The organism is Nostoc sp. FACHB-190 (genome assembly GCF_014696905.1).
Lineage (GTDB): Bacteria > Cyanobacteriota > Cyanobacteriia > Cyanobacteriales > Nostocaceae > Nostoc_B.
This window is the reverse complement of the sequence record NZ_JACJQW010000006.1, coordinates 122,967-147,846: the sequence shown is the minus strand read 5'-3', so window position 1 is coordinate 147,846 and position 24,880 is coordinate 122,967. Positions and strand designations below refer to the sequence as shown.

Below are 24,880 nucleotides of genomic sequence, written 5' to 3'. Positions count from 1 at the left end.
TAAATCACTACCTATGCTTCCTCTGTTTGTCCCTTTGGATCATTTTTAAAGTGAAATGGTATTACTATCGACATCGTTAGTAAACTTCGATTTTATGGGAATACTAAATTCTAGACGCGAATACTAACTTGTGCTGCGAGGCATGTATATATGGCTACTGTAACCTGTACACCTATTATTCCCGGATACCAAATTTGCGCTCAACTTTATGTCGGTGCTAAAACCCACGTCTATCAAGCTATCCGCCAATCAGATCATCTGCCAGTAGTCATCAAACTGTTAGCGTCAGAATATCCCAGTTTTCATGAATTACTAGAATTTCGTAACCAATATACAATTAGCAAAAATCTCCAAATTCCGGGGATTGTACAGCCATTGTCACTCTTAACTCATCACAATAGTTATATTCTGGTGATGCCAGATACAGGGAAGATTTCTCTACAAGAATATGTCAACTCTACTCACATCTCCCTAGTAGAATTTTTAAGTATTGCTATTCAATTAACAAGTATTCTCGATGCGATACATCAAAATCGTGTCATCCATAAAGACATTAAACCAGCAAATATTCTAATTCATCCCCACACAAAACAAGTTCAATTAATTGATTTTAGTATTGCATCTCTATTACCAAAAGAAACTTCAGAAATTAAAAATCCTAACATTTTAGAAGGAACTCTAGCTTATATTTCCCCAGAACAAACAGGGAGAATGAATCGAGGTATAGACTACCGCAGTGATTATTACTCTCTTGGTGTAACATTGTATGAACTATTAACAGGAGAATTACCATTTAATAGTGATGACCCAATGGAGTTGGTGCATTGTCATTTAGCGAAAATGCTGCAGGTCATAGAAAGCAGTAAACCGATTCCGCAAGTAGTAGCAGAGATTGTGTTGAAATTGATGGCGAAAAATGCCGAAGATAGATATCAAAGTGCTTTGGGATTAAAGCATGATTTAGAACTTTGTTTGACACAACTTAAAGATACAGGCGCAATTAGACATTTTAAAATTGCTCAACGGGATGTGTGCGATCGCTTCCTCATCCCGGAAAAATTGTATGGTAGAGAAGCGGAAGTCAGCACTTTATTACAAGCCTTTGAACGTGTGGCTAGTGGGACATCAGAAATGATGCTAGTAGCGGGATTTTCGGGGATTGGTAAAACTGCTGTAGTGAATGAAGTCCACAAACCAATTACTCGTCAACAAGGTTATTTTATCAAAGGTAAATTTGACCAATTTAATCGGAATATTCCCTTCTCTGCTTTCGTCCAAGTTTTCCGTGATTTGATGGGGCAATTACTAGCCGAATCTGATAGCCAACTCCGCATCTGGAAACAGCAAGTTTTGGCAGCATTGGGAGATAATGCCCAAGTAATTACTAAGGTAATTCCCGAACTTGAACTCATCATTGGCACACAACCAACAGCACCAGAATTATCAGGTTTAGCTGCTCAAAATCGGTTTAATTTACTATTTGAAAAATTTATTCAAGTTTTCACCACAAAAGAACATCCTTTAGTGATATTTTTGGATGATTTGCAGTGGGCAGATGCGGCATCACTGAAGTTGATAGAATTGCTGATCAGTGAGTCATCAACTGGTTATTTGTTGTTAATTGGTGCTTACCGTGATAATGAAGTGTTTGCAGCACATCCATTGATGCTAACTTTAGATGCGATCGCTAAAGCAAAAGCAACGGTAAATACTATTACCTTAAAGCCATTATCAACCAGCAGTTTAAATCAGTTAATCGCTGATACATTACATTGTGCGGGTAATTTGGCACAACCTTTAACCGAATTAGTATATCAAAAAACTCAAGGTAATCCCTTTTTTGCGACGCAATTCCTCAAAGCATTACATCAAGAAAAACTAATTAATTTTGATTTACAAACTGGGCATTGGCAGTGCGATATTTCCCAGTTAAAATCCACCGCCTTAACAGACGATGTGGTGGAATTAATGGCGCAGCAATTAAAGAAACTGCCTTTAGCAACCCAAAATGTTTTAAAACTAGCAGCTTGTGTTGGTAATCAATTTGATTTAAGTACACTGACAATTGTCTCGGAACAATCGGAAGCAGCAACAGCAAGTGATTTATGGAAAGCGTTGCAAGAAGGTTTAATCTTGCCGATTAGCCAGATTTATAAATTTTTTCAGTTAGAAAATCTCGAACAATCAGAAATAGCTCAAAATGCCAATCCTAGTTATCGATTTCTACACGATCGCGTCCAACAAGCGGCTTATTCTTTAATTCCCGATGACCAAAAACAAGCAGTTCATTACAATATTGGACAACTACTCCTGAAGCAAATTTCTCTGTCAGCCAGAGAAGAACAAATTTTTGCTTTGGTGAATCAGTTAAACTACGGCACTTCCCTAATTACAGCCCAATCTCAGCGTAATGAACTCGCCCAAATGAATCTCTGTGCTGGACGAAAAGCCAGAGTCGCCACGGCTTATCAAGCTGCTTACGAATACGCCACTGTGGGATTAGGACTACTAGCCACAGACACTTGGCAACATCAATATGAAATGACCTTAGCACTCCATGAACTAGCTGCCGAAACTGCCGCATTGAGTGGTGATTTTGAGCAGATGGAGTATTGGATTAATGCCGTCATCCAGCATACCAAAACGCCCTTAGATCAGGTGCAATCTTATCAAATCAAAATTCAAGCGTTAAACTCCCGTAATGATTTTATTGCCGCGATCGCCACAGGTAAATCTGTGCTGCAAACCTTGGGTGTGAGTTTGCCAGATCAGCCAACTAGTGAAGATGTCCAACAAGCTAGACAGCAAATTCAAGACTTAATTGGCGATCGCGCGATTGCAGATTTGATTCATTTACCAAAACTCGTAGCACCAGAACAACTAGCAATTATGCAAATTGCTGCCAGTATCATACCTGCCTGCTATGTTACAGCTTCACCCCTCTACCCCTTAGTGGTGGCGCTTCAGGTTCAACATTCTATTCAATATGGAAACAGTTTATTTTCTCCTTGGAGTTATGCCAATTATGCCTTTCAAATTAAGTTAATCTGGGGCGATATCCGAGAAGCGGAACAGTTTGGACAGTTAGCATATCAGTTAGGGTTAGAACCAGAGTTTAAATACAGTCGAGCCGCAACCTTTGTTGTGTTCGCTGGATATATTTACCACTGTACTGCCCCTTTAAGAGAGACAATACCAATTTTACAGTTAGGCTATCAAGCAGGGGTCGAAACAGGTAGTTTAGAATTTGTGCTTTATACAGTGCAAGCACTGACCTTGAATGCCTTTTGGTCAGGGCAAGATTTGAGTGAGGTAGAATACCAAATTCGCTCTTATCACCAGCAGTTGCAAGAACTCAAGCAAGTAACTACCGCCAAGCATTATTTAATTTACTGGGAAACTGCTCTGATTCTGCTGGGTAAATCAGAAGATGAAGTAACTTTACGTCAAGCATCTTATGAAGCCACATTAATTGCCGAGGTGCAAGTTTCTCAAGATGTCTTTCGCTTGTGTATATTTTATCTGCATCGATTTATCTTGAATTTTTGGTTAGGAGAATATGGCCAAGCTCAACAAGATGCTGCCCAAACCAGACAGTATTTAGCAGGGTGCGTTGGTACAATTATCGAACCTGTTTTTTACTTTTATGATGCTTTGATAATGCTGGCTACATTGCCTCAAGGAAGTGAGGTGACAGAAACTCAATGGCAAAGGATAGAAGAGAATCAAACAGCTTTAAATAATTGGGCGCAATATGCACCAATGAATCATCAACATAAAGTTGATTTGATAGCAGCCGAAAAATATCGAGTTTTGGGGCAGAAAGCTGAAGCCATTGAACAATATAATCAGGCGATCGCCGGAGCAAAAACTAATGGATATCTCCAAGAAGAAGCTCTGAGTCATGAACTAGCTGCTAAATTTTACCTTAATTGGGGTCAAGAGAAATTGGCGGCAATTTATCTGCAAGACGCTTACTATTGCTATGCGCGTTGGGGTGCGAAAGCGAAAACTGAAGAGTTAGAAAATGCTTACCCCAATTTGTTACAGCCAATTTTACAGCCAACTGCCCAAAGTCTAATTCCTTTAGAAACCCTAGCCTCGATTGCTAGTCCCAAAGTTTCTATTCATTCTTCCAGCAAAACCATCCGTTCCGCCAGTACCCTCAACACGGCTCTAGACTTTGCCACCATTATCAAAGTTTCTCAAAGCTTGTCTGGAGTAATTCAACTAGATGAGCTACTACACCAACTCACTCAGATTATTTTGCAAAATTCTGGTGGCGATCACTGCGTCTTAATTTTGCCTGATACACAAGGAGAATGGCAGGTAAGAGCCATCGCTACACCTGAACACACTGAACTTTGCTCTCAACCCTTAGAAGGCAATCTCAATTTACCAGTCAAGCTGATTCAGTATGTGAAACACACCCAAGAACTTTTGGTGATTGATGACATTCAAACAGATTTACCTGTAATTGATGAGTATTTACAGGAAAAACAGCCGAAAAGTCTTTTATGCTTGCCGATTCTCAATCAAGGGCATTTAATTGGCATTTTGTATTTAAAGAATCGCTCTGCAAGTGGGGTGTTTACTAGCGATCGCATTCTCATTCTCAATTTTCTTTGTACTCAAGCAGCGATTTCTCTAGAAAATGCCCGACTTTATCAAGATTCTCAGATTGCTTTGCAAGAACTACAACAGTCTCAACAACTGCTAAGAAGTATTATCGACAACATTCCCCAGGTCGTTTTTTGGAAAGACCGCAACTCAAATTATTTGGGATGTAATCAAAAATTTGCCATCATGGCAGGATTGCCATCGCCAGAAGCGATCGTTGGTAAAAACGACTATGATTTACCTTGGAGCAAGGCTGAATCTGACTCCTATCGTGAATATGATCGCCGGATTATGGAGTCTAAACAGCCACAATTACATATTATTGAAACGCAACAGCAAACAGATGGTAAAACTATCTGGATAGATACCAGTAAAATTCCTCTGTGCGATGAAGCCGGAGAAGTCTATGGAATTTTAGGTAGTTATGAAGATATTAGCGATCGCAAACAAACTGAAGTTGCAATTCAGCAAAAATCTCAGGAATTAGAAAAAGCTCTGCAAGAACTACAACAAGCACAACTACAAATGGTGCAGAATGAAAAAATGTCTGCATTAGGTAACTTAGTTGCTGGTGTCGCCCATGAAATGAATAATCCTCTCGGCTTTATTTCCGCTAGTCTCCAACAAGCTAAACCCACCTTAACCGATATTATCGAACACCTAGCACTATATCAACAAGCTTTACCCAATACCCCAGACGAAATCCTCGACCATGCAGAAAAAATTGACATTGATTATAGTTTAGAAGACTTGCCAAAAGTTCTTGATGCAATGGTGTTAGCTTGCGATCGACTACAAAATATTAGTACCAGTTTAAGAACTTTCTCCCGTGCCGATAAAGATTACAAAGTTACATTTAATATCAATGAAGGCATTGATAGTACAATTTTAATTCTCAAACATCGCCTCAAAGCTAATGAACAACGTCCAGCAATTAACGTAGTTACAGAATACGCTAATTGTTCACCCATTGCTTGTTTTCCTGGACAATTAAATCAGGTCTTTATGAATATTCTTGCTAATGCTATTGATGCGTTAGATGAATCAGGCATGGGAAGGAGTTATGAGGAACTTAAATTAAATCCTCATCAAATAATTGTGAAAACTGCCATTGAAAATCACAGCCTCAAAATATCAATTGCTGATAATGGTAAAGGCATGAGTGAAGAGGTCAAATTGCATATTTTTGACCATTTATTTACGACAAAAGGAGTTGGGAAAGGTACAGGACTAGGACTAGCGATCGCTCGACAAATTGTTGAAGAAAAACATGGGGGTAAAATTGCAGTCAATTCTGTTTTAGGACAGGGAACAGAGTTTGTAATTTCCCTACCGATTACAGATAATTCTATTAACAATAACTAAGTGGGAGACAAGGGAGACAAGGTAGTTTGATGAAACTTATTTCTTTGCCAAGAATGAAAGAGAAACTAGTATGTTTACTCAGCACTTTCAACTCAGCACTCAGCACTTCCAAAAAGAAGAGATGTTTGTTCATCATTGAGTTCAAAAATCAAAGGTTGTACGAACAACTCCGACATATTGAGTATCGTTATTGCGGTTGTTTTCTGGGTTGAGAATTACCCAAAAACCAGGAGTCACCGATATATTATTGTTCAGTCGCCAGCGATAAAATGCTTCGATGTGGTAAGAGTTATCTCCTTCTTGACGGACATCACTGTGAGCAACTCGCGGTGGTAAACCAAAAATAATTCCTGGGAGATTACCCTTACCCCCCACATCAGGAAATGACATTCCAATTGCCCCAAACCACGCATTAGCATTGTCGCCACTATTGACAAACAAAGAATCTGTACTACCCCGCCCATTAGAAATATCGCTGAAACCAGAGTTTTTGGCAGTCGCCCAAATATATCCACCCCAAGCATGAACCTGGAAATTTGGGGAAAAGCGATAGTATCCTTGCATCCCCACAATACTGTTAGCAGTGGCAATACTATTCCCAAACGGAGAGGTTGCTAAAACGCTTCCCGTCCCACCCGTGAGATCAACTACGCCACCAGGGCTATAACCATGAGAGTAAGCTATACCCACAGCGCCTTTTTGACCATGATAAACCAAATGTGCCAGGGCGTTATAACCACCATCAAATAAGCCGTTTTTCTCGGTTGGGTTATTCGGACTGCTGGCTAAATAGCCCAAAGTCAGCACCAAGTCTTGAGTAATATTCCAGTTAGCGCCCACACCACCGCCACCTCTACGGAATATAGGGCTATACGAACCAAACAGTGAAAGTACTCCATTACCATCATCAGCAATACTCGCAGGTGTGACTGTGCTGGAAATATCTGTATAACCAATGCCGGTAGGGCCAACTACAAAGGAGAGGGAATCACTCACCGGGAAGTAGTAACGAACATGGGGTACAAACAGCGTATTGTTACTATCAAAATCGAAGTTCAAACGTGTCATTCCTGTGCCTGTGGCCGCCGCCACTTGACTAGAACCATTGGTATTCGTAAAGTTACCAAATTCCAGCCGGACTCGCAGTAAATCTTTGCCTGTAAAACTACTTTCTAAATTCAAACGACCGCGAGTTGCCAAGAATGGGTTAGTTTCATCTTTTGTACCACCTACTTTGTTACCAAAGGTATCACTCACAGCCGTAATAATTTGAGCATTTAACCTGGTGGTCGTAGAAAATTGCTGTTGTTCTAAAGTGTTTGTCCGCGCTTCTAAATTATCTATCCGACCTCGTATGGTGTTTAATTCGGTGGCAAAGTCTGTCTGTAACTTTTGCAATACCGCTAAGTCTTCTTTGTTGACTAGTTCACTAGTAGATGTGGCAATTAACTCGTTGATATGGTCTAAGCAAGCATTTAAACCGGCAGTAAATTCGTACCGCGTTAAGGCACGATTACCGCGATAAGTATAATTCGGATAACCTGCGATACAACCGTAGCGTTCTACTAATGATTGCAAGGCTGTAAATGCCCAATCTGTTGGCTGTACATCAGCAAATTGCGACACCGATGTGACTTGTCCTTGCAGTGTGTGAGTATTATCTATAGGCTCTGCCAAGACTGCTGGAGAGGCTAAGAGTAGAAGGGAAAAACTGTACAAAAGATGTTTCAACATGGTGTATGGTGTAGTAAAAATCTGCATGGTAAATTAGAAACCTCTGGCTGTATCTGAGCTTGAGAGATTTCGATTTATATGGCAGGAGGCAACTTGAACGAACCACAGAGGCGCAGAGGACGCTGAGGAAAGAGAGTTTCACAGAGTTTTTGTGTAAATCGATAGATTCTCTGGACTTAAAAACTCAACTTTCTATTAATTTCTCACTGATTTATATGTCTGCAATAATAGCACAGGTGATTGATGTGAAAGCTTTTATCTGCGGTTAATGATTCTGACTGAAGTGAGAACCGCTATGGAGGGAATAGAGAATCTGAAAACTGTTCCCTATTCCCTGGCGTAATTACATATCTTCTAATTCCATACCTTTGGTTTCCTTGATAAAAAAGAGGACGAAAAATAATGAGATAGCGGCCGCAGTGGTATAAAGTCCGTAGGCTGCACCCAAGCCGAAATATTGCAAAATCGGAGGAAATGATGTGGAAACAGCGAAATTAGCTACCCACTGCATCGCGGCTGCAACAGAAAGAGCCGCCGCCCGAATTTTGTTGTTAAACATTTCGCCTAAAAGTACCCAGGTGACTGGCCCCCAGGAGAAACCGAAGCAAAATACATAGAGGTTCGCTGCAACAAGAGCGACAAGACCTGCACTTCCGGTCAGGCTGGGATTTCCAGTCGCATCTAGTGGCGCAGTACCGAAAATCGATGCCATTGTTCCCAAGGTAATGGTCATCCCGATTGACCCTAGAATTAGTAAGGGCTTACGACCAAATTTATCAACGAAGGCGATCGCTACTAATGTAGTAATAATATTTACTGCACCTGTAATCACGGTAATGCTAAGGGAATCTTTTTCAGAAAAGCCAACAGCCTGCCATAAAACACTGCTGTAGTAAAAAATGACGTTAATACCGACGAATTGTTGAAGTAAAGATATACCGATACCAACCCAAACTATGGGGAGAAGTCCGCCACTCCGGCGTAAAAGGTCAGAAAATTGCGGTTCCCGTTCCCGCATCACTGTTTGGCGAATTTCTTCGATTTTGGCGAGGACGTTACCTCCGATAATTTTATTCAACACATTGGCGGCTTCTGGTTCTCGTCCTTGGGCTACTAAATAGCGGGGTGATTCAGGAATCATTAAAGCAGCCATACCATACAACACCGCCGGCGGAATTTCTGTCCAAAACATCCACCGCCAAGCATCTATACCAAACAAAAACGGTGACTCGGCGGAACCTGCGGATACTGCTATAAAGTAGTCGCATAGCAAGGCGATGAAAATTCCTACAACAATTGCTAGTTGTTGCAGAGATCCCAATCTACCCCGTAATTGACTAGGGGAACATTCAGCAATGTAAGCTGGGGCAATGACGCTGGCTGCACCAACCGCCAACCCACCCAACACCCGCCAAAAGGTAAAATCCCAAATGGTAAAGGGTAGCCCTGAACCGATAGCACTAATGGTAAATAATACGGAGGCTACTACCATTGCTTTGACTCGACCATAGCGATCGGCAATCTTTCCGGCATAAAAGGCTCCTACGGCCGAGCCTAATAATGCTAAGGATACTGCTAAACCAGTTTGGAGACTGTTGGCGTTGAAAGCTGTTGTCAGGGCTGCAACTGCACCGTTAATGACGGCGGTATCAAACCCAAACAGAAAGCCACCCAGGGCAGCAGCACCAGCAATTAAAATTACATAAAAGTTGTTAGATTTACGACGAGTTGTGGTGGATGTCATGGTTGTATTTGGTGTTGGGGAATAAGATTATGAGTTATTCACGCAGAGACGCATACTTCGACCCTTCTCCTGCCGGAGACGCTACGCGAACGACAGGCTCAGAGCGGCGCTGCGCTCAGTAAGCGGAGGCGCAGAGAGGAGAGACAAAGAGTTGAAACATTTGCCTTTCTGCCTCCTGCTTTCTTTTACCGTCTGGAACGTCTGCGGAGTCTATCAATCATGACTGCGGCAATGATGACTAAGCCTTTCACAACGAGTTGCCAGAAGTAAGACATATTCAACAGGGTCAAACCGTTGTTGAGGACAGCAATGATTAATGCACCCAAGAGTGTGCCGCCGATTGTGCCAATACCACCTGTAAAGCTGGTTCCACCGAGGATGACGGCAGCGATCGCATCTAGTTCATAACCTTGTCCTAACATCCCTGTAGCACTGTACAGGCGACTAGCACTCATCACTCCGGCTAAACCTGCCAGCAATCCACTTACGCCATACACAAACAACAACACCCGATTGACCTTTATACCTGTTAATCTGGCGGCTCGTTCGTTACCACCAACAGCGTATATCTGGACACCCAAAACTGTCTGTCTCAGTACAAACCAACTCACAGCCACTGTTAATAAAGCGAGGATAACTAAGCAAGGCAAGGGGCCGACGTAGCTATTACCTATCCAAGCAAAGTTGATGTTGCGGTTAATAACGGTTGTGCCATTAGCTACTAAATAAGCAGCACCCCGTAAGGCTGTTAATGAACCCAAGGTGACAATAAACGGTGGAACATCCAAATAGGTGATTAATGCACCGTTGAGTAAACCCAGACATAATCCTGTCAATAAAGCAGCCGGAACAGCTAACCAACCCAAGACAGGGATGAGAGAGACTAACACTGCAACTACAGCAGATACAGCCAAGATAGAACCTACGGAAAGGTCAATCCCGCCAGTAAGAATCACAAATGTCATGCCTGTTGCCAGCACTATATTAATAGATGCCTGACGTAAGATATTGACGGCGTTACCTGCGGTGAAAAAGTTGGGACTCAGCAGGGAAAATAAAATACAGATAATGACGAGAATCGGTAAAATACCAGCAACTTGCAAAAAGTTATTGATGGCTTTACGCCGACTGGCTGCGGCATTTTGGTTAGGTCTGTTGTTGACAGGTCTTAAGGCTTGACTCATGATGCTGTTACCTCCGATGCTCCAGTTGCACAGTGCATAATGTTTTCTTGGGTGATTTCTTTGCCTGGGGTGTCGTCGAGTTCGCCGACTAACTTTCCTTCGCGCATGACTAAAACGCGATCGCTCATCCCGACAATTTCGGGCAGTTCGCTAGAAACCATCAGAATTGCGACTCCTTGGGCGGCTAAGTCACTGATAATTCGGTAAATTTCGCTTTTCGCCCCAATATCTACGCCGCGTGTTGGTTCATCTAGCATCAAGACTCTGGGGTTAATAGCTAACCACCGCGCCAGCAGGAGTTTTTGTTGATTCCCTCCAGATAAATCCACGGCGCGAATTTCTAAGTTAGCTAGTCGGATATGGAAGTTTTCGACGGCTTCTGTGGCAATCTTATTAACTGAACCCCAGTTCACAATGCCCAGGTTGGCATCTTGCTTGAGTCTATTCAGACCAATATTCTTTCGGGAACTCATTTCTAGAAATAAACCTTGGTCTTTGCGGTCTTCTGGGACGTAACCAATACCTGCGGCGATCGCATCAGTGGGGGAATGAATCTCTAATTTTTTGCCATTTAAAAATATTTCACCACTAACTTTGCGGTCAGCACCAAAAATCAACCGCGATACTTCTGTCCGTCCCGCACCCACCAACCCAGATAATCCCAAAATTTCCCCAGCCCGCAGTTGAAAACTCGTCGGCTGAATTTTGCGTCCGTCAGTAATATTTCTCACTTCCAGCACTACTGCACCAGGATTCTTTTGTCGTTGATGTTCGTAGAAGTCCTGCATGGAACGACCGACCATCATTTGTACTAATCGCTGGGGCGAAATTTCATCACGAGTCAAACTGCCAATATATTGACCATCACGCAACACACTAATCCGGTCAGCCAACGCATAAATTTCTTCCATCCGATGACTAATATAGATAATGGCAATGCCATCGTTGCGGAGTTTGCGAATCACTTCAAACAAGCGTTCCGTCTCGCGGTCAGATAAGGCGGCTGTCGGCTCATCCATCACCAAAATCCGGCTGTTATCTTTCAGCGCCCTGGCAATTTCGACTTGCTGTTGTTCAGCGATCGCTAATGTGCCAACAATAGTTTGTGGTGTAAAGGTCGCTCCCAAGCTATTTAGCACCTGCTGGGCTTCGAGTTCCATTGTTTTGCGGTCTAAAAATTGACCCCTCTGCAACTCGCTCCCCATAAATATGTTTTCGGTAACGCTCAAGTTGGGTGCAACGTTCAATTCTTGATATATCAGGTTAATACCTGCCTGTCTGGCTGTACCTGGGTCAGTAATTTTTACTGGTTGACCATTAATGCGAATCTCCCCTTCATCCGCAATGTAAGCCCCAGCGAGAATTTTCATTAATGTGCTTTTACCTGCGCCATTTTCACCCATCAGGGCGTGAACTTCGCCGGGATAAATGGTCAGATTTACACCTTGCAAAGCCGGAACACCATGAAATCGTTTGGCAATCCCCTGCATTTCTAATACAGGAATGGCTGTAGAAGCCGGCAGAAAATCAGTTTGAATATTTGTAGTCATGATTATTAAGTGCTGAGTTGTGAGTGCTGAGTGTTGTACACTTCGACTTCTCCTGACGGAGACGCTGCGCGAACGCTCAGTGTACGTGTTGAGTTAATATTTCTCCCCCTTGTCTCCCTTGTCCCCCTTGTCCCCCAATTCCCTACCAACCAGTAGAAGTACTAACGTTCTCTTTCGTAATCAACTTGGCGGGAATCAAAATATTGGGTGATGCGGGTTTTTTGCCGTTTAAAATATCGTTACCAACTTGTACTGCGGTTGCTGTCATCCCTCTAGGATTTTGAGTGGCGGTAGCAGCATATAGGCTATCGTTAGCAGCGATCGCTTCGATTGCTTCTGGCGCACCATCCACTCCGACAATGAAAAATTCTTTGCGTTTGGCTTGGTTGGCGGCTAAATCTACTCCCACGCCACTAGGATCGTTGATGGCAAAAACAGCATCAATTTTGGGGAAAGTTACCAGAATATCGCTCATCACTCTCAGTCCCCCATCCCGGCTACCTTCGGCGTTCTGGTCTTTAGAAAGGATTTTGATATCGGGATATTTGGCTAATACTTTCAAGCAACCATCCACTCGCTGAATTACAGAAGTGACTGGTGGCCCGTTGACGATGACAACATTACCTTTACCTTTGAGGCGATCGGCAATATATTGACAGCTGATTTCTCCGGCTTGCACATTATTGGTGGTGACGGTAGCATCTACCTCTGCGTCTACGCCTGTGTCTACCGCAATTACAATCTTGCCTGCTTTTCTGGCTTGGTCAACTGCTGGTCTAATAGCTTTACTATCAGCCGCGTTGAGAATAATCATGTCAGTATTCGCCGCCACGAAATTTTCAATTTGATTAAATTGCTGATTCAAGTCATAGCCACTAGAAACAACAGTAACTCTGACATCATTACCGCCAATTTTCTTGGCTTCTTTCTCTGCACCCTGGGCCATGACAACAAAGAAAGGATTACTTAAATCGCCCAGGGTGACACCAACAGATCGTAATTTAGTGTTGTGTGTACTTATATCAGATACATTTTTTGCTTCAGTGTTGGGAGAAACATTGGTGCAGCTGACTAAAGTACCACTGACAATACTTAATAAAGTCGCTGCGATTGTTTTCTTGTTCACATTCACCTACATCCTAATAAAACAGTTTGTAAAACTCGAAATATGTGTAGAAATGTTAATCTAACTGAGATCATCTTTTAATTTTGCCGCCTACCTCCTGTTTCCTGCGTTCTCCTAACGATAGATATTCGCTTCCCCTTTCCCAGAAGAGGCTTCAGGGGAGAGAGCAGGGTGCAGGGCGCAAAGGGTAAGAATCTGAAGACTTCCACCCATAATTCAAATTTCCGCAACATTTTCTCAATCAAGAAACTGTTGTGAAATCTGATGTTCTTAAGTTGTAAATTGGTTTTATGCACAGGTGTGCATAACTGATGATTTTTATTTTTGCACACCTGTGCATAAAAAATGTGTTAATTTTATTTAAGTTACTGAACCAAAATGCAAAATCCAGCCGCCAGTCCTGGATTTCTCACAAGAGAGAAATCTAGGGGTGTGGGAGGTGTGGGAGGGGTGGGAGGTTTGGGAGGATGGAGAAGAAATCTTTCCCCCCACACTCCCCTCTCTTCCCTCTCTCCCCACACTTTCCACACCCGCTACCCATACGTGAGAAATTCGAGTTTGTCCTTCTCATCTACAGCAGTGGTCAATATGAGTAAACGAAAGATTTCCATTGAAGATATTGCCCGCAAAGCAGGCGTTTCTCATTCCACAGTTTCACGCGCTTTACGAGACAGTCCGTTAATTAGTGCCAAAGTACGGGAAGAAATCAAAAAACTAGCGCAAGAAATGAATTATGTGCCGAATGCGATCGCCCAAAGTTTACAAAATCAGCGCACTTATACTGTTGGGGTAATTGTTACATCCATCGCCGATCCCTTTTTTGGTGAACTAGTCGAAGGAATTGAACAAGTAGCCAGAAAAGCCGGCTTGAATGTGTTATTAAATGCGTCACATGGAAATTTTGACCAAGAAATAGCCGCTATTGAGAATTTCCACTACCGCCGAGTAGATGGAATTTTAGTTGCTGATTCCCGCGTTGGCAAACACTATAACCAGCAGTTAACGCAATTTACTGTGCCAACAGTTCTAATTAACATCGATACGGAAGATCAACACGAAACCTTTAACTCCGTCGCCATCGACGATCGCTTAGGTGGCTGTGTAGCCGTAGAACATCTCCTAGATTTAGGACACACTCGAATCGGCTATTTAGGAGTAGGTGATGGTAGCAAAGCCGACCAACAACGCCTAGAAGGATATCAACTGGCGCTATCTCAAGCAGAGTTACCAGCAAATCAAGATTGGGTAGCAATTCCCCAGCGAGACAGTCAAACAATCAGTGATTTTGATATCGGTAAACAACTCCTACCCCAATTAGTAGCGGCTGGCGTAACTGGCATTTTTTGCTACAACGATATGGTTGCCGTTGGCGCTCTTTTGACTTGTAAAGAATTAGGTATTTCCGTCCCACAAGATTTGAGCCTTGTGGGATTTGATAATATTGCGCTTGCCAGTTACATCACACCACCACTCACAACAGTCAGTCAGCGTATGGTAGAAATGGGCGAATTGGCTATGACTATGTTGCTTGACTTATTTGAAGAAAAAGCTGTAGACAATATTCTTCTATCGCCATTTTTAGTCAAACGGGGTAGTACTACCAAAGTCAGTCAAGCTAAAAAAATCAGTAATTATATTGAGGTAAAAATCTAGCTTGGTGGTAAAGTTTATAAGTATGTAACAAAAACTTTACGGTTATTTGTGAGCTGCTTTGATGATTTTTGTGCGTAATATCTTGTTCTGGCGATTTTTTATATATCGACACATCTATGTAAAAACCGTAGAATATTTTTCTCTACTTCCTACTCGTGACAGATGACAGATGACAGGTTACAGGTTACAGGTTACAGAGCAATTCTCAATGATTCACAAACATCTCTCTCCCTTGTCTCCCCTCTCCTCCTTGTCTTCCTTGTCTCTGAGTTAAACTCCGTCTCTCAAAAAAAATTACCGGAGCAGTTAGATATAAAACACCGCTCCGGTAAGTTAATTTAAATAAAATATTCACAGTCTTGGAAGTGGATTTACGCAACAACTTTTCTTGATAAATTCACTGTAGGCTATGATTTCGTCAATGCTGCTGAGAAAAGTTGTTTAAATCAAACTTTAATGGTTCTGCAATGTTTATTTGCCAAGAAAAATAATAGAAGACTCTGGATCAGGGAATATTTGTAGTAAAAAACTAGAGACTATAGCTATAGCTTCAGTGAGGTGGGCGGTAGATTTTTCTGTGTCTAAGTTAAACATCCAAAAAATATACTCCCAATCCAAAATCCGAAATCATAGACGGATTAGTCATTGTCCCATTGTTCACGACCAATGAGGTCGCCAATGCGATCGCGCAATAGAAAATCGCATTTTTCCAACTCACATTCAACGCACACCCACTCTCTTGCTGGGATGTATTGGCAGAGTGTATATATTGGCTGTTGTCGGCTAACCATCCCCTTCTGCACCAGTCGGCGTGCTTCGTCTTGGATTACATCTAGAGAGTAGTAATTGATAGAGGGCACCGTATTCACACTCATGATTTGTTCTCACACATTTATACGTAGATAGTATTCCCACTTATCATGGGAAACAAACATGACAGAGATTAGACTTGTAGCTAGGGTTTTGTATTTTGCTATACGGAACTTATTTCATTTTGACGCTACATCCCCTCAAATTATCTAAAGAAATGTTGCAAAAGTCAACGTTTTCTGACATTTATCTTCCATATAGTTAATACAAAAAATCCCATCGTAGTGAAATTGACCTCTTGTAAAGGTTGTTTTATCTGCCTTAAAGAAGTTCTAAAGCTTCACTGCAACGGCCTTCAAGCATAATTCAGCAGACGGTCATAGTTCATACTGTAAATTTAGTTATGTAATCAATCACCAGCAAGTCTAATTTAAAAATGCTGATGTAGGTTCATAGCTAAAATACCCGAAAAGTGTTTCGGTAAGAATTGAAGTATAAACTGTTGCAAAATATATGCGCTAACGTACACCACGAAAACTTGCACAGCCTCATATATTAATTATTTCTTAAAAAATAACTACAGTTGAGTTTGTTAATTACAGCACTGTGGCAAGATTTATGGCTGTAATTCGCGCACTAATGATTGGGTTTAAGGGTGTGGGGCTTCGCCGTGAGCGTCAGCCGAACGGTGTAAGGGTTTTGAATCAGTACAGGACTTACGCACCAAGATTGTCTATAAAGATTGGGTGTAAGGGTGTAAGGGTGTCTGGCGTAAGGGTTTTAGATATATGTACCCCTACACCCTCGCCAAAACCCTTGGTTTTTCGTCTTACTGCATCAGAAATAAGATAGAGACTTGAACCCAAAAAGATGAATTTTTATTGAGTTATTAATTTTCGCTGACGGAAAATTCCTGGCAGTCAAAATATATTGAGATTTGTAACAAGCTTGAAATTTCAGTTTTTTCACCACCTGAGTAACGGCAAAAGAAAGATTAAGGCATAAATCGATCTAAAGCCGCTTTTAACTGCTCAATTTCAACATCTATATTGCCATCTTGTGCTGCTCTGGCAATACATTCAGTCAAGTGTTCATCTAAGACAATGCGAGCGACTCGATCTAATGCGCCTCTAACTGCGGCAATCTGCAATAATACATCAGGACAAGGACTGCTTTGTTGCACCATTGTTTTAATACCGCGAATATGTCCTTCTATGCGTGACAACCGATTAACAATTTTGCGTAAAGACTCTTCACTATGAACATGAGAATGATGGGACTCTCCATGCTCATGATGATCTATATCGTGGGAGTGGAAGTTTTCGGTTGACTGAGAGATAGGCAAGGATTCTGACTTTAATCGGTTTGATCCATTCATGGTATTGAAGCACTGGCAGTACTAAGATCCTAGCCTAGAGGGGTGAGTAGGTGTTATTTCTATTTACTCTGAGGCGCGATCGCAGTATTTAGTTACTTGGTCAGGTATAACTTTCAGTTGAGCGATCGCTTTTTCCAGTAGTTCAATTATCCATCTTTCATATAAGTCTTTATTTTTTAAGATATGTAAACTATTATAAGGTTTCCAAAAAGCTCAAAAGGTCTGCCATTTCTTGAGGACTAGGCTGAAATTTTGGCATAGGCGGCGTTTCACCGCTAATCACTTGGTGAATCAACTTATAAGGAGATTTACGTTTAGAAACAGCTTGTAAACTGGGGCCGACTCGCCCATCTGCTTGCCAACCATGACAACCAGCACAGTTAATTTGAAAGATTGCATTTCCCTGAACTGTGTCTCCAGCCAAGGAAAGAACGGTTTTAACGTAGGGGTCTGAGGCTTGTACCATTTGAACACCAAAGATGCCCAAAGGGATTGATAGCAGTATCGCTAGAGCTAATAAGACGATACGCTGCATCAGAAGTTCAGGTTTGGTAATCTGGTTATCCAAAAGGTTTGCTGTGAAAGTGTAAGGTTATAAAATTTTTCATTTCCTACACATAGCTTAAAAGTTCTTGATTTGTACCGCAAGCACAGGTGACTATTTTCTTACAAGCGGGTATAGCTCAAAAACACTGCTGCAAGCGGGATTCGCCGTAATTTGGTAAAATCAAAAACGGGATATAAATCGTTAATAATTGCAAACAGGAGATTTAAAGTGGTTGAACCCCTGCTTTCTGGTATTGTGCTTGGTCTAATTGTTGTAACTCTCGCTGGTTTATTCTACGCTGCATACAAACAATACAAGCGCCCCAATGAATTGGGTGGTTGATATAGCAGGGGACAGGTAACAGGGTTATAAACCTTGCGGGGTCTATGTTTTCTCATCTGTTGCTGTCCTAAGCTATCAAGGCGAATAGAATTCGCAGCTACACAAACTAAGTCCGTTTATACGGAAGAACAATAAAATCAAAGACTATAAACCTATATATGCGGTTTTTGTCGGTGTAGCTGCGGTTTCTAACCGCCCATTTTGAGGAAATTTAACTTACTACAAAATTTACTATTGTTCCAAAATCCTTTCAATATTGCGCCCAGCATAGAGAAGTCGCACAATTTCGATGCTATCCTCCCGCTCAAAATAAAAAATTAGGTATCTCTTAAAACCCTTCACTGGCCATTTACGTAACCCTTGCAAACTTGGATTATCCAATAAACATAAGCTACCAATTCCAGGCATACGTGACAACTGAGCAAAGGTCTGACGTGCAGAGTCAAAAAATTGTAATGCAGCTTCTGAGTTTTCTAGCGCAATGTAAGCAAAGTGTTCATCAATATCTAAGCTTGCTTTAGGTGTAACAACAATACGTCTTGTCATTACTGTTTTTGATGTAGTTGTTCAACTAATCTGGCGCGTTTTTGTTCCCACCACTCGTCTGTTATTTCCACAACTTCTCCACTTTCAATACCTTCGATTAGCATTGATTCTAAATGTTTCTGGGCAATTCGCTCTTGTTCTTGACGGATGAGATGATTAATATATTCATTGGTATTAGCGTAGCCACCAGTCACAACCTGTTGCTCTAGAAATTCTTGCAATTGCTCAGGAAGCGAAATATTAAGTTTGAACATGAGCAACCACCTTCTGCATTTATCGCCACACAGTTCATAACTATTATGAACTGTGTTACTTGAGTTATGCAAAAAGTTTCTTTGCTTTGGGGGTGTCAGTTCACGGTTCGTTAATCACATCAGAGTCGATAACTCTGTAGAAAGTTAAGGCGGTGTTACCGTAAACTTTTTGGCGAGAGATTTCCCAATTGGGTATTACTGGCGGTGTCCAGCCTTGGGGGTTGTGTTCTGCGGCGATTTCACCCTTGGCATCTAATAAATTATAGTTAGCGATCGCTTCTAGCACAGGTTGATATAATCCACTAGCATAAGGTGGATCGAAATAAATTCTGTCAAACTGTTTTCCTGACAACATTTTTAACTGCTGAATTACATCACCACGTAATAGTTGCCATTGTTGTTCATTGCTGGCTAATTGCTGCCAATTTTCTTGAATAATTGCACAGGCTCGGCTTGATTGTTCAATTCCTACTACCAAGCTGGCTCCTCTACACAAAGCCTCTGCTCCCATTGAACCACTACCCGCGCACAAATCTAGCCAGCGACAACCAACAATTTCGCCTTGCCAAATATTAAAAACAGCTTCTCTTACCCGTGCGCTTGTGGGTCTGGTTTCTTTCCCTGGTAAAGTTTTAATTGGACGTTTGCCGTAAATTCTCAAACTCATGATTATTGGTCATTGGTCATTGGTCACTGGTCATTCAACATTTGCCAAGGACAAATGACAAATCACAAATGACAAATCACAAACCCTATGCTGCAATTTGTTCACGCACTTGAGAAACAAAATTAGATAGGATTTGCAATCCTATATTAGAGGATTTTTCGGGGTGAAACTGCACTGCCATGAGATTTTCTTTGGCAATGGCGGCTGTGATAGTTTGAGTACCGTGAGTAACAGTTGCAGCCCGGACTTGCGGATCTGTTGGGTCAACATAATAAGAATGCACAAAATAAACCCAAGGGTTAGCGGGCAAATGTTCCCATAAAATGCTTTTTGCTTGGGTTAATTCAAGTTGGTTCCAACCCATGTGAGGAATAGTAATTCCTGGTTCATGCTGAAAGCGGCGGACTTTTCCTTTGATAATTCCTAGCCCTGGTTGAGTTCCTTCCGCACTTGATTCAAATAAAATTTGCAATCCTAAACAAATTCCTAAGAAGGGTTTGCCAGATGATATCGCATCTTTTATGGGTTGTTCTAAATTCCGTTCTCTTAAATGTTGCACTGCGGGATCAAATGCACCAACTCCTGGCAATACTACAGCATCCGCTAATGATATCTCTTTAGCAGAATCTGTAATCTTGGGTGTTGCCCCAGCTTTTTCTATGCCTTTACAGACTGAGTGCAAATTTCCCATGTCGTAATCTACGACTGCAATAACTGGCATTGACCTGCTCCTTGTAAATTTATTATGGAGGGTTTTTCTATTCTAAATAATAATTCTAATGAAGAAAAGATTTTTATTAACTTCTTTTGACACTTGGTTAAGAGATCAAGATTCAAATTCATCGGATGATTTATTACAAGAAGTGAGTCAAGTTGCATCGCTCCCCCATGATTTAAAATTTCTGCGGCTGTTACCTGTAGATGTGATGCTGGCTAGTTCCTGGGTAATTCAAAAAGTTGAGGAGTTGCAACCGGATTATATTATCTGTTGTGGGATGGCTGCTAGTAGGCAAAGATTAAGTGTAGAGGAGGGTGCTAATCAAGGTGCGATTTTTTTGCCGACGGCAGTTAATTTGGAAAAATTAGTTTTGGGAACAGTAGCAACTGATATTAGTAGTGACTGCGGTAAATTTGTTTGCGAGGGTCTTTATTATGCAGTTCTTGACTATCTCCAGCAATCTAAACTCTCAACTCGTTGTATATTTGTTCACGTTCCGGTGTTAAATCAAGAAAATTTGCTGGTTGTTCTGGCTGACTTCTTATTAATTATTCACAATTTGGCACTCATATAAAATGGTGTGCGTCTTTAAGGAAAAATCATTACCTAAGTATATGTTGTCATTTTTACTCAGTTTACTGATTTCACAAACCACACCTCCCACACCGCCACCAGAAGAAGTTGTCCAACCGCAACAGGTTCTACCCTTACCAGGAAAGTTAGATTCAGTGCCAACTTTTAATAGCAATAGTCCGGAATTGGTGTTGAAAGAAGGGATTTTATTATCTACTTTTCCTGGGGATGGGAAAAAAGTTCCAACAGCACATTTAAATTTTCCCTTCCGGGGAAGATTTGATATTTTCGCTCATCATGTTGCTAAAGCTGATCCGCCAGAAAATTTGCGATCGCTTTATCTCGGTATAATTTTGCATAACCCGACTGACCAACCAGTCACCGTCAATATCTTGCAGGCGGCGAGTTATTTAAGTCAGCCAGATGCACCATTTATTGAACTACCGCCTTATGTCGAAGATGCGGCGGGTAAAGTATTTGCGGGGCCTGGTTCTCGCGTCATGTCTGATATTATCAGAGGCAGACGACAAGCAATTTTCCCGGCACAAATAGTCCTGGCACCCAAGCAAAGTCAAATGTTGCTCAATCTTCCAATTCCGGTGCAGGGGTTAACACCGCCTTTAAATGGTCGTTCGACTTTAATGCGCTTGCGGAGTAACGGTACAGTCTACGCCGCTAGTTTAGCGATGTTTGCCAAAGATAATCCTGATGGTAGTGAACGTGCGCCGACGTTGGCAGAGTGGGAAAATTTGTTAGATAACGGTGAATTATCCACACCACGAGATAAAACACCAACTCCTTTAGAAGAAACTGGGAAACCCAGAATTTACGGAAGAGTCGCCGGGGTAGCTGGCGGTTCCTTTTGGCGTGCATTTATCGTAGATAGTCCCAAAGCGCGATTTTTGACAATTCCCCAGCCGGGACAAGCTGTTTCTTACGCGCTGAGTACCTTACACGGCGGAACTTTGGGGACGAATCAAATTCAAAGTGCGCCAATGTTAGTCCGTTATCCCGACACTGCATATCGCGCACATGGTAACTATGCAATTCAATACAACTTGAAGTTACCGTTATATAACAACACTGCTACGCCAAAAACTGTTGCGGTGGCGATGCAAACTCCCATTAAAGAAGACCAGTTAGTTAAACCAGGACTGCGCTTTTTTGCTACCCCAGCCCGCCAAACCTTCTTTCGCGGCAGTGTGCGGATACGCTACAAAGATGATAAAGGTATGCCACAAACCAAATTTGTGCATTTAGTCCAAAAACGGGGTCAACCAGGACAACCACTAGTAGTATTAAATATGAAACCGAGCGATCGCCGATTAGTCGAAGTAGACTTTCTCTATCCACCAGATGCTACCCCACCGCAGGTATTAACTGTGTCAACGCAAAGATAAGTGCTGAGTGCTGAGTGCTGAGTAAAAATTTGGCGTTGGTGAATCAGAGTATGAAATGCAAAAACTACCTTTGTTTTTCTTTATACCTTTGCGCCTTTGCGCGGCAGTCGCTACAAGTCGGGAAACCCGCCCAACGCGCTGCCTTGCCTTTGCGTGAGACAAATTCATATTCTCAATCAGCAACGCCAAAAATTCTTCCCTTCCACTCTGCACCGACTCCCTAAGACTCTAGTGCTTGACGTAATTTCCTTTCTAACTGGGCTATTAAAAATTTGTTGTCAACTCTTTCTAATTCAGCAATAGAAACATCTGTACTTTTACGGACAGCTTCTAACCATTGTTCATACTTTTTATCATGTTCTTCCAAAAGCTCTAAAGCTTCGATAATTATTTCCTCAATAGTGTGATACCTACCGCTACTGAGTTTCTCTTCAATAAATATTTTGTGTCTTCGGTTGAATTTGAATTTCATTATTCATGGCTCAAATTTAAATACCAAGGTGCGATCGCCCAAACATTACAGATGTCAAACTTGTTGCAAATAATACTCAAACCGCTCTCGTAGTTGTTCCACAGCTAAATTCTGAGTCCAGTATTCGACAAGGGCGTGACCAAATGCCCAAGCATTCCGATCAGGTGTAGCTGAATTTTCTAACAATAATGGCCACAGTGAGATTAAATCAAAGTTAATTTTGTTGGAATTGTCTGTTTTGAATAGTGAAAATAACTCATAAGCAATTTGAAGTTTACCAATGACAATCGGTAACTGTTCTACAGGGATTTGCTCTGCTAATAAATAAGCCAAGGTGGGAGAACCTGTAGACATGGTAGCAATAAATTGCAGTACAGGACTTTTTAATAAGGTGGTGAGTCCTTGGGTAGTCGCCATCTGGAAGGTATAGTGATCAATAATTTTGGCTGCGGCGACGGTACGAGAATCTAAGTCACGTAAAAACCGGGCGAGTCGCAGTTGTTTGGCTGGTGCGATCGCTTCAATTAAGCCCAATGATAAAGTATCTATATTCCAAGCTGGACGGTTAGTTTTGCGATCGCTTGTAACTACGGGGACAATTAAGTTAGAAAATGCCTCTAGTTTTTCAGCCCGATATTGAGTTGCTTCGCGGATAGAAATTTCCTTTGGCCTGTCTCCCCATTCCCAATTGTATGGCGGTTGCCACTCCCGGATAGGACGCAATTTATCTACTTGGGTGACAACTGCGATCGCAGGTAAATCATCAACTGCGGCTTTCATATCTGCTAAAAAATCCACGTCCATTTGCAAAGCCGGGTCAAGGGCGGGTGTCACCAACAGTAACAAATCTGCGTTAGTTGCATAGTCTATTACTAATTGGCGGAGTTCACCGCGTTTGACTTGTTCGTAACCAGGAGTATCCCAAAGGGTGAGAGTTTCGCCACTAGAAGTTTCCCAATGATAATTTTTAATTTCGTCAGTACTGGGCAACACATCCACCGCCGCCAAGTCAGCTTGGAATAAAGTGTTAATTAGACTGCTTTTACCTGCACCTGTCCGTCCTATGAGTAAAATACTGATGGGTTTTTGCTCAACTTCCGTGACTGGTTCAGCTTGGGTGAGAATTTCGCGCAGAGTTTGGGTTTTGGTTTGGGGGAGAGTTGGTGAAGAACTCACGGCTGTTGTTGGTAGCGTCATACCTCCGTAAAGTGCGATCGCTTGTCTGCATAAATTTCTCAAAGCTGCTTCGCGCAACAGTTGACCTAAATTCACCAATAATTGCTGATTAGCGCGGTTAGTATAACCCTTCGTCGCCCGATTCGCCACCGCCGCTACCGGATTTAATAACCATTGCGCCCAGCCCCAAGCCCGCAAAAGTTTACGGGCTGATGGTTCTAGCTTGCGATATACTTCATAAGCTTGATAAGCTTGCCCGACAGTAGCTTGATTTAAAGCAGGTGATAATCTCTGCATCCACTGGTCTAAATCATCCACTGTTCCCCGAATCAATCCGTAAGCTTGGGGGACATAGATATTCAGCAGGGGATACTGTACTTGGGGATGGTAGATATTCGCCACAGCCACTACAACATCTTGACAGCGTTGCCAAAAAGTTTGCCAATCTTCCCAAATTGGGCGATCATTAATCGATGCTTCCAGAATTTTTTGTAATGCGGCTTCTGCTTGCTGTGTCGCTTCACTTCCCGCCGTTGTGGTGGTGGTATCAACCGCCGCCTCTAGTTCTTCTTGGAATCCCGCCAAAGCCGCTTCAACTTGGGCAATTTGCGGTTGCGTCCACCTCACCAACAACCGCCGCCAACCAAGAAACACAACCGTAAATACCGCCCAAATCCAGTTAATTCCCCAGGCATTGATTTTTAAACCTGCGGCGACTAGTAAGAAAATAATAATAGCTGCGATCGGTGTTGCTAAGATGACCCACTGCCACGGTTTTAAGCGCACCATTTCCCCTGTACCTGCCTTGATTACAGTTCCTATAATGCTATTTTCGCTCTAAGACTGTTTTTACAAGCTCTATATTATTGAGTATCTCAAAGTGTGAAATTCAACTAAGGATAACGCACTATGGTTGCTGTTAATTATGAACAGTTATCACCACAGTGGAGATTTATCCACCTTTAGGATAGGATTTACGTGAATAAGTCACAAAAAAACGCCTGAGACGCATTCAACTATG

General features: G+C 42.0%; 19 protein-coding genes. 5 read left to right on the top strand and 14 right to left on the bottom strand.

Annotated elements, in window-relative coordinates; translation table 11 throughout:
- Positions 1 to 150 precede the first annotated feature (150 nt).
- Positions 151 to 5,985 (top strand): trifunctional serine/threonine-protein kinase/ATP-binding protein/sensor histidine kinase, encoded by a 5,835-nt coding sequence (locus H6G28_RS10040; RefSeq protein WP_190670532.1) that lies wholly within the window; start codon positions 151 to 153, stop codon positions 5,983 to 5,985.
- Positions 5,986 to 6,126: 141 nt separating this feature from the next.
- Here H6G28_RS10040 and H6G28_RS10035 read toward each other — a convergent pair whose 3' ends face one another.
- From H6G28_RS10035 to H6G28_RS10015, 5 genes are all read right to left on the bottom strand, one after another.
- Positions 6,127 to 7,719 (bottom strand): iron uptake porin, encoded by a 1,593-nt coding sequence (locus tag H6G28_RS10035; RefSeq protein WP_190670598.1) that lies wholly within the window; start codon positions 7,717 to 7,719, stop codon positions 6,127 to 6,129.
- A gap of 343 nt (positions 7,720 to 8,062) precedes the next feature.
- Positions 8,063 to 9,463, bottom strand: a complete 1,401-nt coding sequence (locus H6G28_RS10030) for a sugar porter family MFS transporter (protein ID WP_190670531.1) — start codon at positions 9,461 to 9,463, stop codon at positions 8,063 to 8,065.
- A 185-nt stretch (positions 9,464 to 9,648) separates the two neighbouring features.
- Positions 9,649 to 10,647, bottom strand: a complete 999-nt coding sequence (locus H6G28_RS10025) for an ABC transporter permease subunit (RefSeq protein ID WP_190588526.1) — start codon at positions 10,645 to 10,647, stop codon at positions 9,649 to 9,651.
- Positions 10,644 to 12,197, bottom strand: coding sequence for a sugar ABC transporter ATP-binding protein (locus tag H6G28_RS10020; protein WP_190670529.1), 1,554 nt, complete (start codon positions 12,195 to 12,197; stop codon positions 10,644 to 10,646). The genes H6G28_RS10025 and H6G28_RS10020 overlap by 4 nt, the downstream gene beginning before the upstream one ends.
- A 142-nt stretch (positions 12,198 to 12,339) precedes the next feature.
- Positions 12,340 to 13,329 (bottom strand): ABC transporter substrate-binding protein, encoded by a 990-nt coding sequence (locus H6G28_RS10015; protein WP_313949899.1) that lies wholly within the window; start codon positions 13,327 to 13,329, stop codon positions 12,340 to 12,342.
- A 582-nt stretch (positions 13,330 to 13,911) separates the two neighbouring features.
- On the opposite strand from H6G28_RS10015, the gene H6G28_RS10010 reads away from it, so the two are divergent.
- Entirely contained in the window at positions 13,912 to 14,976 is a 1,065-nt protein-coding gene (locus H6G28_RS10010) for a LacI family DNA-binding transcriptional regulator (RefSeq protein WP_190670526.1), read from the top strand.
- A gap of 638 nt (positions 14,977 to 15,614) precedes the next feature.
- On the opposite strand, the gene H6G28_RS10005 is transcribed toward H6G28_RS10010, so the two are convergent.
- From H6G28_RS10005 to H6G28_RS09995, 3 genes are all read right to left on the bottom strand, one after another.
- Positions 15,615 to 15,851, bottom strand: coding sequence for a DUF4327 family protein (locus tag H6G28_RS10005; RefSeq protein ID WP_062297131.1), 237 nt, complete (start codon positions 15,849 to 15,851; stop codon positions 15,615 to 15,617).
- 929 nt (positions 15,852 to 16,780) lie between these two features.
- Positions 16,781 to 17,164: a metal-sensing transcriptional repressor gene (locus H6G28_RS10000; RefSeq protein ID WP_190588530.1), complete on the bottom strand. Its 384-nt coding sequence runs from the start codon at positions 17,162 to 17,164 to the stop codon at positions 16,781 to 16,783.
- A gap of 193 nt (positions 17,165 to 17,357) precedes the next feature.
- Positions 17,358 to 17,732: a c-type cytochrome gene (locus H6G28_RS09995; RefSeq protein WP_190588531.1), complete on the bottom strand. Its 375-nt coding sequence runs from the start codon at positions 17,730 to 17,732 to the stop codon at positions 17,358 to 17,360.
- 207 nt (positions 17,733 to 17,939) lie between these two features.
- Here H6G28_RS09995 and petG point away from each other — a divergent pair, with 207 nt between their 5' ends.
- Positions 17,940 to 18,053, top strand: a complete 114-nt coding sequence (gene petG / locus H6G28_RS36780) for a cytochrome b6-f complex subunit V (protein WP_010995538.1) — start codon at positions 17,940 to 17,942, stop codon at positions 18,051 to 18,053.
- A 231-nt stretch (positions 18,054 to 18,284) separates the two neighbouring features.
- On the opposite strand, the gene H6G28_RS09985 is transcribed toward petG, so the two are convergent.
- From H6G28_RS09985 to hisH, 4 genes are all read right to left on the bottom strand, one after another.
- Positions 18,285 to 18,599, bottom strand: a complete 315-nt coding sequence (locus tag H6G28_RS09985) for a type II toxin-antitoxin system RelE/ParE family toxin (protein ID WP_190588532.1) — start codon at positions 18,597 to 18,599, stop codon at positions 18,285 to 18,287.
- Complete coding sequence (locus H6G28_RS09980) at positions 18,599 to 18,853, bottom strand: type II toxin-antitoxin system ParD family antitoxin (RefSeq protein ID WP_190588533.1); 255 nt, start codon at positions 18,851 to 18,853, stop codon at positions 18,599 to 18,601. Before H6G28_RS09980 ends, H6G28_RS09985 begins: the two co-directional genes overlap by 1 nt.
- Before the next feature lie 100 nt (positions 18,854 to 18,953).
- Entirely contained in the window at positions 18,954 to 19,520 is a 567-nt protein-coding gene (gene rsmD, locus H6G28_RS09975; RefSeq protein ID WP_190588534.1) for a 16S rRNA (guanine(966)-N(2))-methyltransferase RsmD, read from the bottom strand.
- Between the two features lie 85 nt (positions 19,521 to 19,605).
- A complete protein-coding gene (gene hisH / locus H6G28_RS09970) occupies positions 19,606 to 20,241 on the bottom strand; it encodes an imidazole glycerol phosphate synthase subunit HisH (protein WP_190588535.1) in 636 nt (211 codons plus the stop codon).
- 58 nt (positions 20,242 to 20,299) lie between these two features.
- Here hisH and H6G28_RS09965 point away from each other — a divergent pair, with 58 nt between their 5' ends.
- Complete coding sequence (locus H6G28_RS09965; protein WP_190588536.1) at positions 20,300 to 20,812, top strand: pyroglutamyl-peptidase I family protein; 513 nt, start codon at positions 20,300 to 20,302, stop codon at positions 20,810 to 20,812.
- Positions 20,813 to 20,852: 40 nt separating this feature from the next.
- Positions 20,853 to 22,211, top strand: coding sequence for a DUF3370 domain-containing protein (locus tag H6G28_RS09960; RefSeq protein ID WP_190588537.1), 1,359 nt, complete (start codon positions 20,853 to 20,855; stop codon positions 22,209 to 22,211).
- 220 nt (positions 22,212 to 22,431) lie between these two features.
- Here H6G28_RS09960 and H6G28_RS09955 read toward each other — a convergent pair whose 3' ends face one another.
- Complete coding sequence (locus tag H6G28_RS09955) at positions 22,432 to 22,683, bottom strand: type II toxin-antitoxin system ParD family antitoxin (protein WP_190670525.1); 252 nt, start codon at positions 22,681 to 22,683, stop codon at positions 22,432 to 22,434.
- A 54-nt stretch (positions 22,684 to 22,737) separates the two neighbouring features.
- Complete coding sequence (locus tag H6G28_RS09950; RefSeq protein ID WP_190670524.1) at positions 22,738 to 24,648, bottom strand: GTPase family protein; 1,911 nt, start codon at positions 24,646 to 24,648, stop codon at positions 22,738 to 22,740.
- Positions 24,649 to 24,880 lie beyond the last annotated feature (232 nt).

Excerpts from the sequence above, each read along its gene's own strand:
- H6G28_RS10040 (WP_190670532.1), top strand. The coding sequence starts at position 151 with ATGGCTACTGTAACCTGTACACCTATTATTCCCGGATACCAAATTTGC.
- H6G28_RS10035 (WP_190670598.1), bottom strand. The coding sequence starts at position 7,719 with ATGTTGAAACATCTTTTGTACAGTTTTTCCCTTCTACTCTTAGCCTCT.
- H6G28_RS10030 (WP_190670531.1), bottom strand. The coding sequence starts at position 9,463 with ATGACATCCACCACAACTCGTCGTAAATCTAACAACTTTTATGTAATT.
- H6G28_RS10025 (WP_190588526.1), bottom strand. The coding sequence starts at position 10,647 with ATGAGTCAAGCCTTAAGACCTGTCAACAACAGACCTAACCAAAATGCC.
- H6G28_RS10020 (WP_190670529.1), bottom strand. The coding sequence starts at position 12,197 with ATGACTACAAATATTCAAACTGATTTTCTGCCGGCTTCTACAGCCATT.
- H6G28_RS10010 (WP_190670526.1), top strand. The coding sequence starts at position 13,912 with ATGAGTAAACGAAAGATTTCCATTGAAGATATTGCCCGCAAAGCAGGC.
- H6G28_RS10005 (WP_062297131.1), bottom strand. The coding sequence starts at position 15,851 with ATGAGTGTGAATACGGTGCCCTCTATCAATTACTACTCTCTAGATGTA.
- H6G28_RS10000 (WP_190588530.1), bottom strand. The coding sequence starts at position 17,164 with ATGAATGGATCAAACCGATTAAAGTCAGAATCCTTGCCTATCTCTCAG.
- H6G28_RS09985 (WP_190588532.1), bottom strand. The coding sequence starts at position 18,599 with ATGACAAGACGTATTGTTGTTACACCTAAAGCAAGCTTAGATATTGAT.
- H6G28_RS09980 (WP_190588533.1), bottom strand. The coding sequence starts at position 18,853 with ATGTTCAAACTTAATATTTCGCTTCCTGAGCAATTGCAAGAATTTCTA.
- rsmD (WP_190588534.1), bottom strand. The coding sequence starts at position 19,520 with ATGAGTTTGAGAATTTACGGCAAACGTCCAATTAAAACTTTACCAGGG.
- hisH (WP_190588535.1), bottom strand. The coding sequence starts at position 20,241 with ATGCCAGTTATTGCAGTCGTAGATTACGACATGGGAAATTTGCACTCA.
- H6G28_RS09965 (WP_190588536.1), top strand. The coding sequence starts at position 20,300 with ATGAAGAAAAGATTTTTATTAACTTCTTTTGACACTTGGTTAAGAGAT.
- H6G28_RS09960 (WP_190588537.1), top strand. The coding sequence starts at position 20,853 with ATGTTGTCATTTTTACTCAGTTTACTGATTTCACAAACCACACCTCCC.
- H6G28_RS09955 (WP_190670525.1), bottom strand. The coding sequence starts at position 22,683 with ATGAAATTCAAATTCAACCGAAGACACAAAATATTTATTGAAGAGAAA.
- H6G28_RS09950 (WP_190670524.1), bottom strand. The coding sequence starts at position 24,648 with ATGGTGCGCTTAAAACCGTGGCAGTGGGTCATCTTAGCAACACCGATC.